Source organism: Psychroserpens sp. AS72 (assembly GCF_038900375.1).
Classification (GTDB): domain Bacteria; phylum Bacteroidota; class Bacteroidia; order Flavobacteriales; family Flavobacteriaceae; genus Psychroserpens.
In genome coordinates, this window is sequence record NZ_JBBMRC010000005.1 from 1 (window position 1) to 14,031 (window position 14,031).

At 33.4% G+C, this 14,031-nt stretch carries 5 protein-coding genes; 1 reads left to right on the top strand and 4 read right to left on the bottom strand.

Translation table 11 applies throughout. From position 1 onward, the window contains the following. The 3 genes from WNY78_RS10635 to WNY78_RS10645 all read right to left on the bottom strand — a co-directional run. Positions 1 to 695 (bottom strand): hypothetical protein (locus tag WNY78_RS10635; protein ID WP_342873182.1); only part of this gene is annotated, 695 nt, incomplete at its 3' end. A gap of 433 nt (positions 696 to 1,128) precedes the next feature. Beyond that, the gene (locus WNY78_RS10640) at positions 1,129 to 5,646 is read right to left on the bottom strand and encodes a reprolysin-like metallopeptidase (RefSeq protein ID WP_342873183.1); all 4,518 of its coding nucleotides are present in this window, start codon (positions 5,644 to 5,646) and stop codon (positions 1,129 to 1,131) included. A gap of 305 nt (positions 5,647 to 5,951) precedes the next feature. Further along, entirely contained in the window at positions 5,952 to 10,943 is a 4,992-nt protein-coding gene (locus WNY78_RS10645) for a choice-of-anchor J domain-containing protein (RefSeq protein ID WP_342873184.1), read from the bottom strand. Positions 10,944 to 11,274: 331 nt separating this feature from the next. On the opposite strand from WNY78_RS10645, the gene WNY78_RS10650 reads away from it, so the two are divergent. Continuing rightward, the gene (locus WNY78_RS10650; RefSeq protein ID WP_342873185.1) at positions 11,275 to 12,966 is read left to right on the top strand and encodes an ABC transporter ATP-binding protein; all 1,692 of its coding nucleotides are present in this window, start codon (positions 11,275 to 11,277) and stop codon (positions 12,964 to 12,966) included. A 410-nt stretch (positions 12,967 to 13,376) separates the two neighbouring features. Here WNY78_RS10650 and WNY78_RS10655 read toward each other — a convergent pair whose 3' ends face one another. Continuing rightward, positions 13,377 to 14,030 carry a CoA transferase subunit B gene (locus WNY78_RS10655; RefSeq protein ID WP_342873186.1) on the bottom strand — a complete coding sequence of 218 codons (654 nt, stop codon included), beginning with the start codon at positions 14,028 to 14,030 and terminating at the stop codon, positions 13,377 to 13,379. Between the last annotated feature and the right edge of the window lies 1 nt (position 14,031).

Genomic DNA, 14,031 nt, shown 5'->3' on the forward strand with positions numbered 1-14,031 from the left:
GATTGGTATAAGGTTTCTGGTTCTGAAGGGTCATCATTATCTGCATCGTCAGAAATACGAACATACCAGATCTCTCTACCTTCTAATGTGGTTTGTTTATTTGCTGGGATATCTACTTCACCAGAGACTAATGAGGCATCTAATGCTTCAGAAATTATATTCAAGCCATTTTCAAGAGAGTAAGTTCTCATGTCTTCTAGTTCTTGAAGGACTTGAGCATAAGTTAAACAACCTCCAAATGAGTTTGGTGAATTGTTTGGATTTAAATTCCAATTGACTGGAGTTGCCCAATCGATTTCATCACATTCATCATATTGTCCTACATTATTTAAAATCTCACTAACACTATATCTCGCATTGTGCTGAGACATTTGCTTTTCTTGCTCTAATTCTATACGTGCTCTTGGAAGATCTCTTGTAGCTCGATTGCTATAGAACTCTGTAAGATTATCAATTAAAACGGTATAACTCAAGCCTTGATTTGATAGACGTTGGAGTTCAGCTTCACTTAATTCAATTTGTAATTTGTCATCTATGAACATAGCACCACAGGTCATATCAATACCATTGCTGTCTAAAATTTCAACAACAGAGTCATCAATTCTATTAATGGTAACGCGCTTGTAAATGTCTTGCGCAAAAGAAGTTTGAACCACTAGTAAAAGTAGAACAAGTAGGTAGGTAATTTTTTTCATTAGTTAAGGGTTTAATGAATTATATCAATTAATTCAGAGTGCTAATATATTACATTAATTGTAATTTACTCCACAAAATGCAAAAAAAACCGATGAAGTGCAAAATAAATTAAATATTGGCTTATAAATCAACACAATAATGACTTGTTTTTTATTACTAGTTTAATTTTTTATAGATGGTAATAGAAGATTTAATGTTTAACCCTCTGAAGAGTTTGATTGAATATTTATGCACTGTAAATCACAAGTATTATAGCTACATTTAATAGTATCAATGTAAGTACTTTTTCTTCTTGATATTAAAAATATCAACTCAACTAATTAAAAACTTACTGTTTTACCATATTATTTTATTTAAATTTACCTTAAACCGCATAAAAAAAGCCCAGATGTTGAACATCTGGACTTTTTTTAATTAGTAAATGGTTAGTGTTTATTGTTTAATAAATCTTTTTGTTAACGTTCCATTTTCCGTAGTAAATCGTATTTGATATATTGCACCATCTAAACTCCCTATATTAATGATATCGTTTTTAACGATTCCTTTTCCAACAAGTTGACCAACGGTATTATAAATTTCATAAGATATATTGGTATAAGAAGATTTCACATTTATTACGTCACCTTTAACTGGATTTGGATATAATGAAATATCTTCTATATCAGATATTTCATCTCTAGAAGTCACATCTTTTGAAGTTCCTGTTGAAAGATTAATATTATCAATTGCAATATCTGCTTGCCAAGTATTACCTGTTACCCTATTGAAACGCAATTGTACACTTCCACCAGTATAAGCGGATAAATTAACACTAGCAGACTGCCATGAATTACCTTTGTTTCCAGAATCACTCCAAATACTTGTCCAAGTAGCTCCATTATCATCACTAGCTTCTAAGTCGATAGTTCCCATATTAGTAGAACCATATTGATGATAATTAAAAGTAAATGTTGCTGATGTTTGACCACTTAAATCAAAACAAGGTGAATTTATAATTGCTTGTTTTGTTGGATAACCTGTATTATTTCCAGAAGCTTCTACATAAATGTAATATGACCCTTGAACTGCACTTGATGGACCTGTACCACTTGAAGGTGTTCCATTTGCATCCACTGTCCAGTTTAAATCGTCTGCTGATGATTGCGTCCAAGCTCCTAATGTGTTTTCAAACCCTTCAGAATACGGATAAGAAGAAATTCCTCCAGAGCAACCATTTCCACCTGTATTTCCACCTTCAGATAAACTCACATCATCAATAGCTAAATCTGCCTGCCATGTATTTCCTGTAACTCTATTGAAACGTAATTGAACACTTCCGCCTATATAAGCTCCAAGATCAACATCTGCAGTTAGCCATGTGTTTCCTAAATTTCCTGTACTATTCCATATAGACGCCCAACTTGCTCCATTATCATCACTAGCTTCTAAATCAATACTTCCCATATTTGCAGAACCAAATTGGTGGTATTTAAAGCTAAATGTAGCTTCAGACAATGCTGATAAATTAAAACAAGGTGAATTTAATATTGCTTGTTTGTTAGGATAACCAGTATTGTTTCCAGAGGCTTCTACAAACACATAGTATGATCCTTGAGAAGCACTTGATGGTCCAGTTCCACTTGATGGTGTTCCGTTTGCATCAACAGTCCAATTAATATCATCTACTGATGATTGTGTCCACGCTCCTAAAGTGTTTTCAAATCCTTCAGCATATGGGAACGATGAAATTCCACCAGAGCATCCATTTGTAGAGTTTGGTAAAGTTGTTACATTAACTGTATTACTAAATCCAGAAACATTACCAGCTGCATCTTTTGCTCTTACTCTATATGTATAATTTGTATTTGCGGTTAAACCACTAATTGCAGCGGAAGTTGTTGATGCACTACCAATAATTGTTGAACCTTGGTAAATGTCATAACCAACGACTCCAACATTGTCACTAGAAGCACTCCAATTTAAATTTGTAGTGGTTTGTGTTGTACCACTTGCAACCAAATTTAAAGGTGTTGAAGGTGCTTGAGTATCTGGTGGATTAAGTGTGGTTATATTGGCAGTATTACTAAATCCTGACTCATTAACTGCTGCATCTTTTGCTTTTATTCTGAAATTATAAGCTGTACTTGGAGATAATCCAGTTACTTGATAAGTTGTCGTTGTTACCGTTGCAATTACAGATGACCCTTGATAAACATCATAACCAGATACACCAACATTATCTGTAGATGCTGTCCACGATAAATTAGTTGTTGTTTGGGTAGTTGCACTAGCTGTTAAGTTACTAGGCACACTTGGTGCTTCAACATCTGGTCCAGAGCCTTGAATTGCAACTGTATAATCTTCAACTTCTCCATATTGGAACGATTCACAAGCAGTTGGAATCCCATTATATTTCATAGAAACTCTCATTCGTGTAGACGTTTCAACGGCTCCATTTGGTATAGTAAAATTCCCAGAAACAGGTGTGTTTTGTGTAGCAGCTTGAGACCAAACTTGTTCTCCTGAATCACTAAAATCACCATCATGGTTATAATCAATCCAAACTGAATATCCTTCAGAATATACTGTTCCTGTCCAAGTTGGAGTCACCGAGATTGTATATTGAGACCCTTTATTTAATGTTGTCGAAATAGATGTAAAATCTGTGTAAAACTGACCTCCAGATGGATTATCAATTGTATTTAATTGTACTCTTCCTATATATTCATCGTTAATATTTGTACTAGCAGAATCGCAATAATTTAATTGTACCTCTGTAGTTGTAAAATTCACAGATGAGCTATATCCAGAATTACTTCCTCCAGAACATTTACTTCTTACTTGAGCTTCATATTGTGTTAAAACTGTTAACCCAGAAAGATTAGAAGAAATACCTGTAACTGCATTAGTCGTCCAAGTTGATGTTCCAGCTACTCTGTAACGTAAATCATATGTTGCTCCTGCCACAGCATTCCAACTTAAAGTTGCTGATGTAGACCCTACATTTGATGCAGTTAATCCTGAAGGTGTCGTTGCATTACAGGTTACTTGACCTGCAATTGTAAAATTAGAGTTTGAGATATCAAAGAAGATATTGTTAGCTCCTTTAACCATCACTCTGTTTTGATTTCCTTGATTATTAGGTACTACGATATCGTGTGAACCATCATTTGTCACACCAGAAGCCAATGTTATCGGATATGTGTCTCCTCCATCTGTAGATAAGAAAATATCAACATTTGCAGCATTAACTCCATTACCTGTTGTACCTGCAACATTCCATGTTACAGTTTGAGCAGTACCAGCATTCCAAGTAACATTCGTATTTGGAGAATTGACTACAAATGGTCCAGCTGTTCCATTCACAGTAACTTGCATATCATCACTATTATTAGTTGCGCCTCCAAGACGATTATCTCTAACAGTTAATCTAAAATTTAAACTTCTAGCAACATTCGGAACTGCTTCCCATTGCCAAGACGTTGCTCCAGATTTAACTGTAGATAACCTAGGAAAATATCTTTTAGTATCTGTTTTAGGACTATAAGACCTAAATGCTACACCAGATGTAGCGGTAACACTTGGGTATGTCGTAGACGCATTGTTTTCATCATATTGCTCCCAACAGTACGTTAATACATCTCCAGAATTAGCATCTGTAGCTGAGCCATCTAGAACAAAAGCGGTTCCTTTAGGAATTGTATAATTTGAACCAGCATTAACAGAGGGTACAGCATTACCAGTATTTGTATTGGTTTGGCAACTTGTCGTTTTAATATAGTCTGTAACTTGTTCTATAGATCTTGCATGAAAGTAAGGATCACTATTAGATTGTACATCTGTAGCTCCTGTAATTCCTGCATAACCCATAATCGTTGATCCACTACCAGGTTCCATTTGTGCATTAGTACCTTCGTTACCATTAAATGTCCATGTGTGATTACCTCCAAACTGGTGACCAATTTCATGAGCTACATAATCGACATCAAAAGGATCTCCTTCTGGATCAGTACGAGATGTAAAACCACTTCCTTTTTGACCATTTACACAAACACAACCAATGCATCCTGCATTACCATTATTTGATGCTCTAGCAAATAAGTGTCCAATATCATAATTAGATTCTCCAATCACACTAGTTAATGTTGATTGTAATTGACTGTTATAATTAGCTGAACTTGTATAAGGATCACTGCCAGAATTCGTATAAATAACAGAATCGTTATTTGATATTAAAATCATGGTTACATTAAAATCATTTTCAAAAATACCATTAACACGAGTCATGGTTTGATTGATAGCTGCAAGAGCCAAAGCTTTTGTACCACCATGATAAGCAGTATATTCTCCAGTTGTAGAAACTGCTAATCTATATGTTCTTAAAATAGCATCATCAGCATTTCGTTGCTGCATGCCACTATTCATATGATTATTTACTTCTTCTGTAACAGAACATTCAAAATCATCATTATAATTAATTTTATCTGCTCTTTTATATACTGCATAATGCGACCCATTTTTTGTAATTGCTTCTATAAATGTAGCAGGCTTATTAGCAGATAGTTTCATACTTTGAAACCCAAGAGGTGAGATGCTAAAACGTATGACTGCGGAAGGATCCTCAATTCCTTGTCCTGCATATGATTTAATATTTGGATAACGTTCTTGAAGTTCTGGACTTAAAACAGAAGCTTCTACAACTCTAAAACTTTCAAAAGTTCCATCTTCATTAGGAAACGCGACTATAATATTAGACGACTTAGTATATTTTCCTCGTTTAGGTGCATTAATCAAAGCCTCTTTAAGACCGTTTACATTAAGACTAAAAGTCTGCGTCTTTGGAAGATTTTGTTTATTAGCTTTAATGCTAGTCGTGTTGTCAATTAATTGTCTTTGCCAAAGTGTTTTGTTTTGTGCCAAAACGAAATTTGTACTTATTAGAACAATAAGTAATAGTAGTTTAATTTTCATGTTAATGGATTTATTAGAATTAGTTGCGTGTTAATATCAAAAACCTATTTTTTTAAGCCTTTAATTATGATTTTTTCAAAAAAAATTGAAATTTTTTAATCAAAACGCTGTGAAAGTATTAAATTTTTGTTAAAATAAAAATAATACAATAGGGTTTTCGTCGAACTGCAATCCAAAAAAAATCACATACGGTTTTACCGTAATTTAAACTCAGAAAATGACTACATTTTATTATTCTGATAACTAAATTACTTGAGATAATAAGTTTGACTAACAAACAAAAGAAGTAGTTGTTTGAAATTAAGTTATTGCTTAATAAATTGTTTTGTAATTATTTCACCTTCCGCAGAAAATGTAATTTGGTAGATTGCTCCTTTCAAATTACTAACATCAATGGCTTTATTTTTTACATGTCCTTTAGAAACTAACTGACCAACCATATTATATATTTCATAAGAAATGTTAGTATACGTAGATTTAATATTAAGTATATTATCTTTAACTGGATTTGGATATAAAATGATCTCGCTTTCATCCTTCAATACTATACTACTTGCTTCTACTCTAGCAGTTCCAGTTGATAAATTCACATTATCTATTGCGAAGTCTGCTTGCCAAGTATTTCCAGTAATCCTATTGAAACGTAATTGCACTCCTCCACCTATAAATGAAGAAAGATCAACATTAGCCGTTTGCCATGAATCTCCTAAGTTTCCTGAACTATTCCAAATGCTAACCCAAGTTAATCCATCATCATCACTAACTTCTAAATCAATCGTTCCCATATCTGATGCTCCATATTCGTGATAGTTGAAACTAAATGTCGCCGAAGCTTGAGCACTCAAATTAAAACAAGGCGAATTTAGTATGGCTTGTTTTGTTGGATAACCTATATTAGTCTCTGAAGCTTCAACATACAGATAGTATAATCCTTGAATTGCACTTGATGGTCCTGTTCCACCTGAAACCGTTCCATTTGCATTAATTGTCCAATCAATATCATCTGCTAACGACTGTGTCCAATCTCCTAATGTATTTTCAAATCCTTGCGTATAAGGATAAGAACTAATTCCGCGAGAACATCCATTACCTCCTGAATTTCCGTTTTCTTTTATATTGATATCATCAATTGCGAAATCTGCCTGCCATGTACTACCAGTAACTCTATTAAAACGTAACTGAACACTAGCACCTACATAGGATGAGATATCAACATTTGCAGAGAACCATTCATCTCCTAAATTTCCATTACTATTCCAAATCGACGTCCAACTCGCTCCATTATCATTACTAGCTTCTAGATCAATACTTCCCATATTTTCAGAACCAAATTGATGGTATTTGAAACTAAATGTGGCATCTGTTAAAGCTGATAAATCAAAACAAGGTGAGTTTAATATCGCTTGCTTGTTAAGATAATTAGACGCTTCTACATATAAATAATACGTGCCTTGTGATGCGCTTGATGGTCCTGTTCCACCTGAAACCGTTCCATTTGCATCAATTGTCCAATCTATATCGTCTGCTGATGATTGTGTCCAAGCTCCTAATGTGTTTTCAAAACCTTCAGCATAAGGGTAAGACGTAATTGCTCCCGAACAATCAACTCCTCCTCCATTTTGAACTGATAAGTTTACATCATCAATAGCTAAATCTGCTTGCCATGTACTACCTGTAACTCTATTAAAACGTAACTGAACACTTCCTCCAATAAAAACTCCAAGATCAACATTTGCTGTTAACCATGTATCACCTTTGTTTCCTTCACTATTCCAAATAGATGTCCAACTTTCACCATCATCATCGCTGGCTTCTAGATCAATACTCCCCATATTTTCAGAACCAAATTGATGGTATTTAAAGCTAAAATTAGCTTCTGATAAACCAGATAAATTAAAACATGGTGAATTTAAAATGGCTTGTTTGGTTGGAAACCCTACTCCAGATTCAGAAGCTTCTACATAAATATAGTACGTACCTTGAACTGCACTTGATGGTCCTGTTCCTCCCGAAATTGTTCCACTATCATCTACTGTCCAGTTTATATCATCTAATGATGATTGTGTCCAGGCTCCTAATGTGTTTTCAAATCCTTCAGTATATGGGTAAGACGTAATTTCACCAGAACATTCTGAAGATAAATTTATTACATTAACTGTTCTAACAACTTGTATAGCGTCATTTCCTGCAGCATCGCTTACATTGTAAGTCACAACATAAGTTCCAACAGCATTTGAGTTTACTGTAGCACCTCCAACACTAATATTTCCTGAAATATTACCATCAACATTATCAGTTGCTGTTGCACCTAATTCGTTATACGTGTCTCCAAGATTTAAGGTTAAAGTAGAGGCACCTATTAATGATATTACAGGAGCTTCCAGATCTCCTCCTAACATACTCACATCATCAATTGCGAAATCTGCTTGCCATGTATTTCCTATAATTCTATTAAATCGTAATTGGACATTTCCACCAACATAAGAAGACATGTCAATATTTGCGGTTAACCATGAATCTCCAATATTACCTGAGCTGTTCCAAATTGACGTCCAACTTAGGCCATCATCATCACTTGCTTCTAAATTAATACTTCCCATATCAGAAGAACCAAATTGGTGATATTTAAAACTGAAGGTTGCATCAGTTAAAGCTGACAAATCAAAACATGGTGAATTTAATATGGCTTGTTTGTTAAGAAAATTAGACGCTTCTACATATAAATAGTACGAGCCTTGAGATGCATTTGATGGTCCAGTTCCGCCTGAAACCGTTCCATTAGCATCAACTGTCCAATCAATATCATCAAATGATGATTGCGTCCAATCTCCTAAAGTGTTTTCAAATCCTTCAGCATAAGGAAAAGACGTAATTGTTCCCGAACAAACTTCTTCTATTGAATTTACTCCAGATAAATTCACATCATCTATAGCAACATCTGCTTCCCAAGTACCACCTGTAACTCTATTGAAACGTAATTTAACACTTCCTCCTACATAAGCAGAAATGTCAACATCAGCCAATAACCAAGTATTACCTTTATTTCCTACACTATTCCAAATAGATGTCCAATTTACACCATTATCAACACTCAATTCTAAATCAACACTTCCCATATCAGATGATCCATATTGATGGTATTTAAAACTGAAATTTGCCTCTGACAAACCAGTTAAATTAAAACATGGCGAATTTAATACCGCTTGTTTTGTTGGGTATCCAGTACCAGTTCCCGAAGCTTCTAAAAATATATAATATGCGCCTTGAGATGCGCTTGAAGGTCCTGTACCACTAGAAGGAGTTTCGTTTTCATCAACCGTCCAATCAATATCGTCTGTTGATGATTGTGTCCAAGCTCCTAATGTATTTTCAAATCCTTCAACATAAGGAAAGGACGTAATTTCACCTGAACAACCAGTTGTTATATTTTGTAACACTGTTAAATATAGAGTTGCATTATCTGTAGCAGGTGAAGCATTATCATCTGTTACTATATATGGAATTTCTACTGTACCTGTAAAATTTGATGCTGGTGAATAGGCGTAAGTTCCAGTATTACTTAGTGTTATTGTTCCTGCAAAACCTGTTACACCTGTATCACTTGTTCCATAAATAGATGTTGAATTCCCTAGTGGTAATGAATCATCACTAACACCATCACCATCTTTATCTACCAGAGCACTTGCAACTGTTTGATTGTCGCCTTGTGGATCATTATCATTTGTAATTACATTTCCATTTACAGGTGTATTTTCTTGTGTTTGTTTGTTATCATCTACACCTATGGTCGTATTATTTGTAGCTGTTAAACCATTTATATACTCTTCAATCCAAGTATAACCACTTGGAGCAATAGTTGTAGCTGTAGCACCATTTGGTAAATTAGAATTTCCCCAAATATTTGGAATTCCATCATTATTTGTATCAAATCCTGCAGGTCTAATATTAATAGGTGTATTACTTACCGAATTATGAAAATCTACATAATGCTGTTTATTAACTAGATCTGTTGGAGGATACGCATACCAAGCAGAAGTATTATTTGTTACATCTGAAACATAATTAGAATCAAGATTATCTCGAAATGTACCAAAACTTCCATCGGCATTTAAATATTTATTAGCTCCAGCATTCAAAGGCACAGTTGAAAGTGCTTCTGCAGCAGTTGTTATATTTGGTGCCTCACCTAATAATGTAAAAGGAGTTGTTACTCTAAAATCAGTACTAGCTAAATCCCATTGACTTGTTCCTGCATATGCTCCACTTGTTATATTTCCTCTATATCTGTATAGTTTCCAATCATCTTGTGCCTCAGTTAAGAAGGAAGGGTAAACATTTCCATCAGTATATATTCTTATATTATCTCTTTGACTAGCAGACCCGATATCTAACCAATTTACAGACCAATTAGGACTAACCGGATTAGCTGTTTTAGCTCCACTTTGGTAGTAATTACCTATTTCATTAAGCTTTGTATTATCCTTTGTAGAAACCACCATTAGTCTAGTAAACCAATTATGTACAACATTATTAATAACATCTGTTCTATCGGCAGCGATATTAGGAGTTCTATGGCTTATGTTATACCACAAATTATTTATAATACTAAAATTATTTGAAGTTGTGTTGCTACCTCCTGCTAACATTCCTGTAGCACTTTCTGCTAATATGCAATTTTGAACCGTTATATTTGAGGAAGTTCCTGTTTGACTAAAACATTCATCTCCACCCCAAGAAATTGAACAGTGATCAACTATAGAGTTCGTAAAATTATTTGCATTTAAAGCATCAACAATATCGCTAGTATAATCTGGCCTAAACCTTATATATCTTACAATTATATTATCTGCATTTGAAAAATTGACTGTTTTCCCTGTAACCGTAATTCCTCCTAGTGGTGCTGTTTGCCCAGCTATAGTTAAATTATCAGAAGTAATCACTAATGTACTTGTTAATTCTATAGTACCACTTACATCAAATACTATAATTCTATTTGAAGAACTTGTAGCATCTCTAAGACTTCCTGTACCACTATTATTTAAGTTAGTAACATGATAAACAGTACCACCACGGCCACCTGTTGCATAAGCTCCAGCTCCAGCAGCAGTTGGAAAGGCTTTAATAGGTTGCGCATTGATTGATGTTAGAGCAAAAAAGAGAATAAACAACAATATAATTTGTTTAAGTACTCGACTAGGCTTAAAATTAAAATAGTTGTTTTTATTAATTAATATATAATTTTCTATAACGCTTATTGAATCCATAGATTCATTTATCGTAGTGTCAATTTTGTTCATAATGACAATTAGTTCAACTTGTTAATTCAAAATTTATAAAAAGCAATATTGCTACAGATAAACAAGTAGAAAATTTGGTTTAGTAGAAGAGGGGTTTTCAATATAAAATCAGAAGTAATAAAAAAAAAACCACGTTTTGTTAAGCGTTAAACTACGTGACTTTTTTCTATATAATTACTTAAAAACCATGCAAATATATAAATTAATGTTTCATACATAAATTTATATTATATTTTTTATTTTTTTTAACACATGTGTGAAAAAGCCTACTTAAAAAAAGTCATCTCATATTTATTTTTTAATTAAAATTAAGAATTGACTACATTTACCTATGCAGAATAAAAAATTATTAGAGGTAAATAATCTCTCCATTTCTTTTTCTTCGGAAGGTGTTGAAAAAGAAATCATACACACCATATCATACCACATAAATACGAATGAAATTTTAGGGGTTGTAGGTGAATCTGGTTCTGGAAAGTCGGTTTCTTCTTTAGCTATTCTAGGCTTGCTTCCAAAGAACATTTCAAAAATCACTCAAGGTTCAATTTTGTTTGATTCACAAGATTTGACAACACTTAAATCTAGACAATTTCAGAAAATAAGAGGACACAAAATCGCAATGATTTTTCAAGAACCAATGAGTTCTTTAAATCCGTCAATGACTTGCGGAAAACAAGTTATTGAAATTTTACTTCAACATACAAATTTATCTAAAGCAGATGCTAAAACCGAAACTTTAGCACTGTTTGAAAAAGTTAAATTACCATCACCTCAACGGATTTATGATGCGTATCCTCATGAAATTTCTGGCGGACAAAAACAACGTGTCATGATTGCGATGGCAATTGCCTGTAAACCAAAAATTCTAATTGCAGATGAGCCAACAACTGCTTTAGATGTCACAGTTCAAAAAGATATTATTTTGTTACTTAAAGAACTTCAAAGAGAAGAGCAAATGAGTATCATTTTTATTTCTCATGATTTGTCTTTAGTGTCTGAAATCGCAGACCGTATTATGGTGATGTATCAAGGAAATATTGTTGAACAAGGTGAGGTTGAGCAAGTTTTCAAATTTCCGAAGGATTTATATACAAAAGCATTAATCAACTCTAAACCGTCAATGAAAACGCGATTAAAACAATTGCCCACTATTGATGATTTTATTAATAATACCACAAAATCTGAAATTGTAACTTCTGAAGAACGTGCTAAAATTCACAAAAAAATATACTCTAAAAAACCACTTTTAGAGATCATTAATCTTGAAAAAGAATTCATTTCAAAATCTGGTTGGTTTTCAAAACCAGAAACATTTAAAGCTGTAAATAATGTGTCTTTTAAATTATATAAAGGTGAAACTTTAGGCTTAGTTGGAGAATCTGGTTGTGGGAAATCGACACTTTCAAACGCTATTTTACAATTAGACAAAGCGACAGCTGGATTCATTTTATATCAAGGTTTGGATATCACAAAACTATCAAGATCTGCTATACGAAAACTTAGAAAAGAAATTCAAATTATATTTCAAGATCCTTATGCGTCTTTAAATCCTAGATTAACAGTTGGTAATGCAATAATGGAACCTATGAAAGTTCACGGTATTGGAACATCTGAAGACGATAGAAAACAACGCGTTTTAGAATTATTATTAAAAGTAGGTTTAGACGAAACGTATTTTAATCGCTATCCTCATGAGTTTTCTGGTGGACAACGTCAGCGTATTGGTATTGCAAGAGCCGTAGCTTTAGAACCTCAACTCATTATATGTGATGAGTCGGTTTCAGCATTAGATATTTCTGTACAAGCTCAAGTTTTAAATTTACTTAATGACCTCAAAAGCAACTATGGTTTTACTTATATATTTATATCACATGATTTAGCTGTGGTTAAATATATGTCTGACCAATTAATTGTTATGAATAAAGGTGAAATTGAAGAAATGGATGATGCAGATGTCATTTATAACCATCCACAAAAAGAATACACTAAAAAACTTATTCATGCTATTCCCAAGGGATTATAGCATGAATATTTTTTTAGTTAGGGTTAAGACACTTTTAAGCAATTTGAATGTGTTTTGAAAACTAGTAGTAAGCTTGCTTTCGGTATTTGTAGGTTTAGGTAAATTTGGGGCAAAAAAGTTCATTGAGTTAAAATTATGATAGATTTGGGGCAAATCATAAATCTAGGTTACACATTAAATATCTTATTCCGATTTGGTTTTGTAAACATAATATCCTTTTTCAATTAATCAGCCTAAATACATAATTAATCGATGAAATACATTTAATTTTAACATTCAACACCTAGTTAACAGAATATTCTTACAATAATTTTATTTAATATGATCTTCGGAAATGAAAAAAGCCACTTAGAAAGTGGCTAAATATATATCTCACATTGCTCAAAACAACGCTATAATTATTATGAGTTCTATAAATCCATTTCTGGAATATCGCCTTCAATTATCAAAGTTCCTTCTGTAGCATTTTGAATCTCCTCTACCGAAACTCCTGGAGCACGTTCTAGTAACTTAAAACCTTTTGGTGTAATTTCTAAAACGGCAAGATTAGTGACGACTTTTTTTACACATGCAACTCCAGTTAAAGGCAAAGAACATTTTTTTAATAATTTTGAAGCTCCTGCTCTATTTGTATGCATCATAGCAACTATAATATTTTCTGCACTAGCAACAAGATCCATTGCTCCTCCCATTCCTTTTACCATTTTACCTGGTATTTTCCAATTGGCGATGTCGCCTTCTTCAGACACTTCCATAGCACCAAGAATAGTTAAATCAACATGTTGACCTCTAATCATTGAGAAACTCATTGCACTATCAAAAAAACTTGCTCCTGGTAATGTGGTGATGGTTTGCTTTCCTGCATTAATAATATCTGCATCTTCCTCACCTTCAAAAGGAAAAGGTCCCATACCCAAAACTCCATTTTCACTTTGAAATTCTACTTCTATATCTTCTCTCACATAATTAGCCACAAGAGTAGGAATCCCAATACCGAGATTTACATAATATCCATCTTGTACTTCTTTTGCTATTCTTTTTGCTATTCCGTTTTTATCTAACATA

What these genes read in the sequence shown, in the direction of transcription:
- WNY78_RS10640 (WP_342873183.1), bottom strand. Translation starts at nt 5,646, where the DNA reads ATGAAAATTAAACTACTATTACTTATTGTTCTAATAAGTACAAATTTC.
- WNY78_RS10650 (WP_342873185.1), top strand. Translation starts at nt 11,275, where the DNA reads ATGCAGAATAAAAAATTATTAGAGGTAAATAATCTCTCCATTTCTTTT.
- WNY78_RS10655 (WP_342873186.1), bottom strand. Translation starts at nt 14,030, where the DNA reads ATGTTAGATAAAAACGGAATAGCAAAAAGAATAGCAAAAGAAGTACAA.
- WNY78_RS10645 (WP_342873184.1), bottom strand. Translation starts at nt 10,943, where the DNA reads ATGAACAAAATTGACACTACGATAAATGAATCTATGGATTCAATAAGC.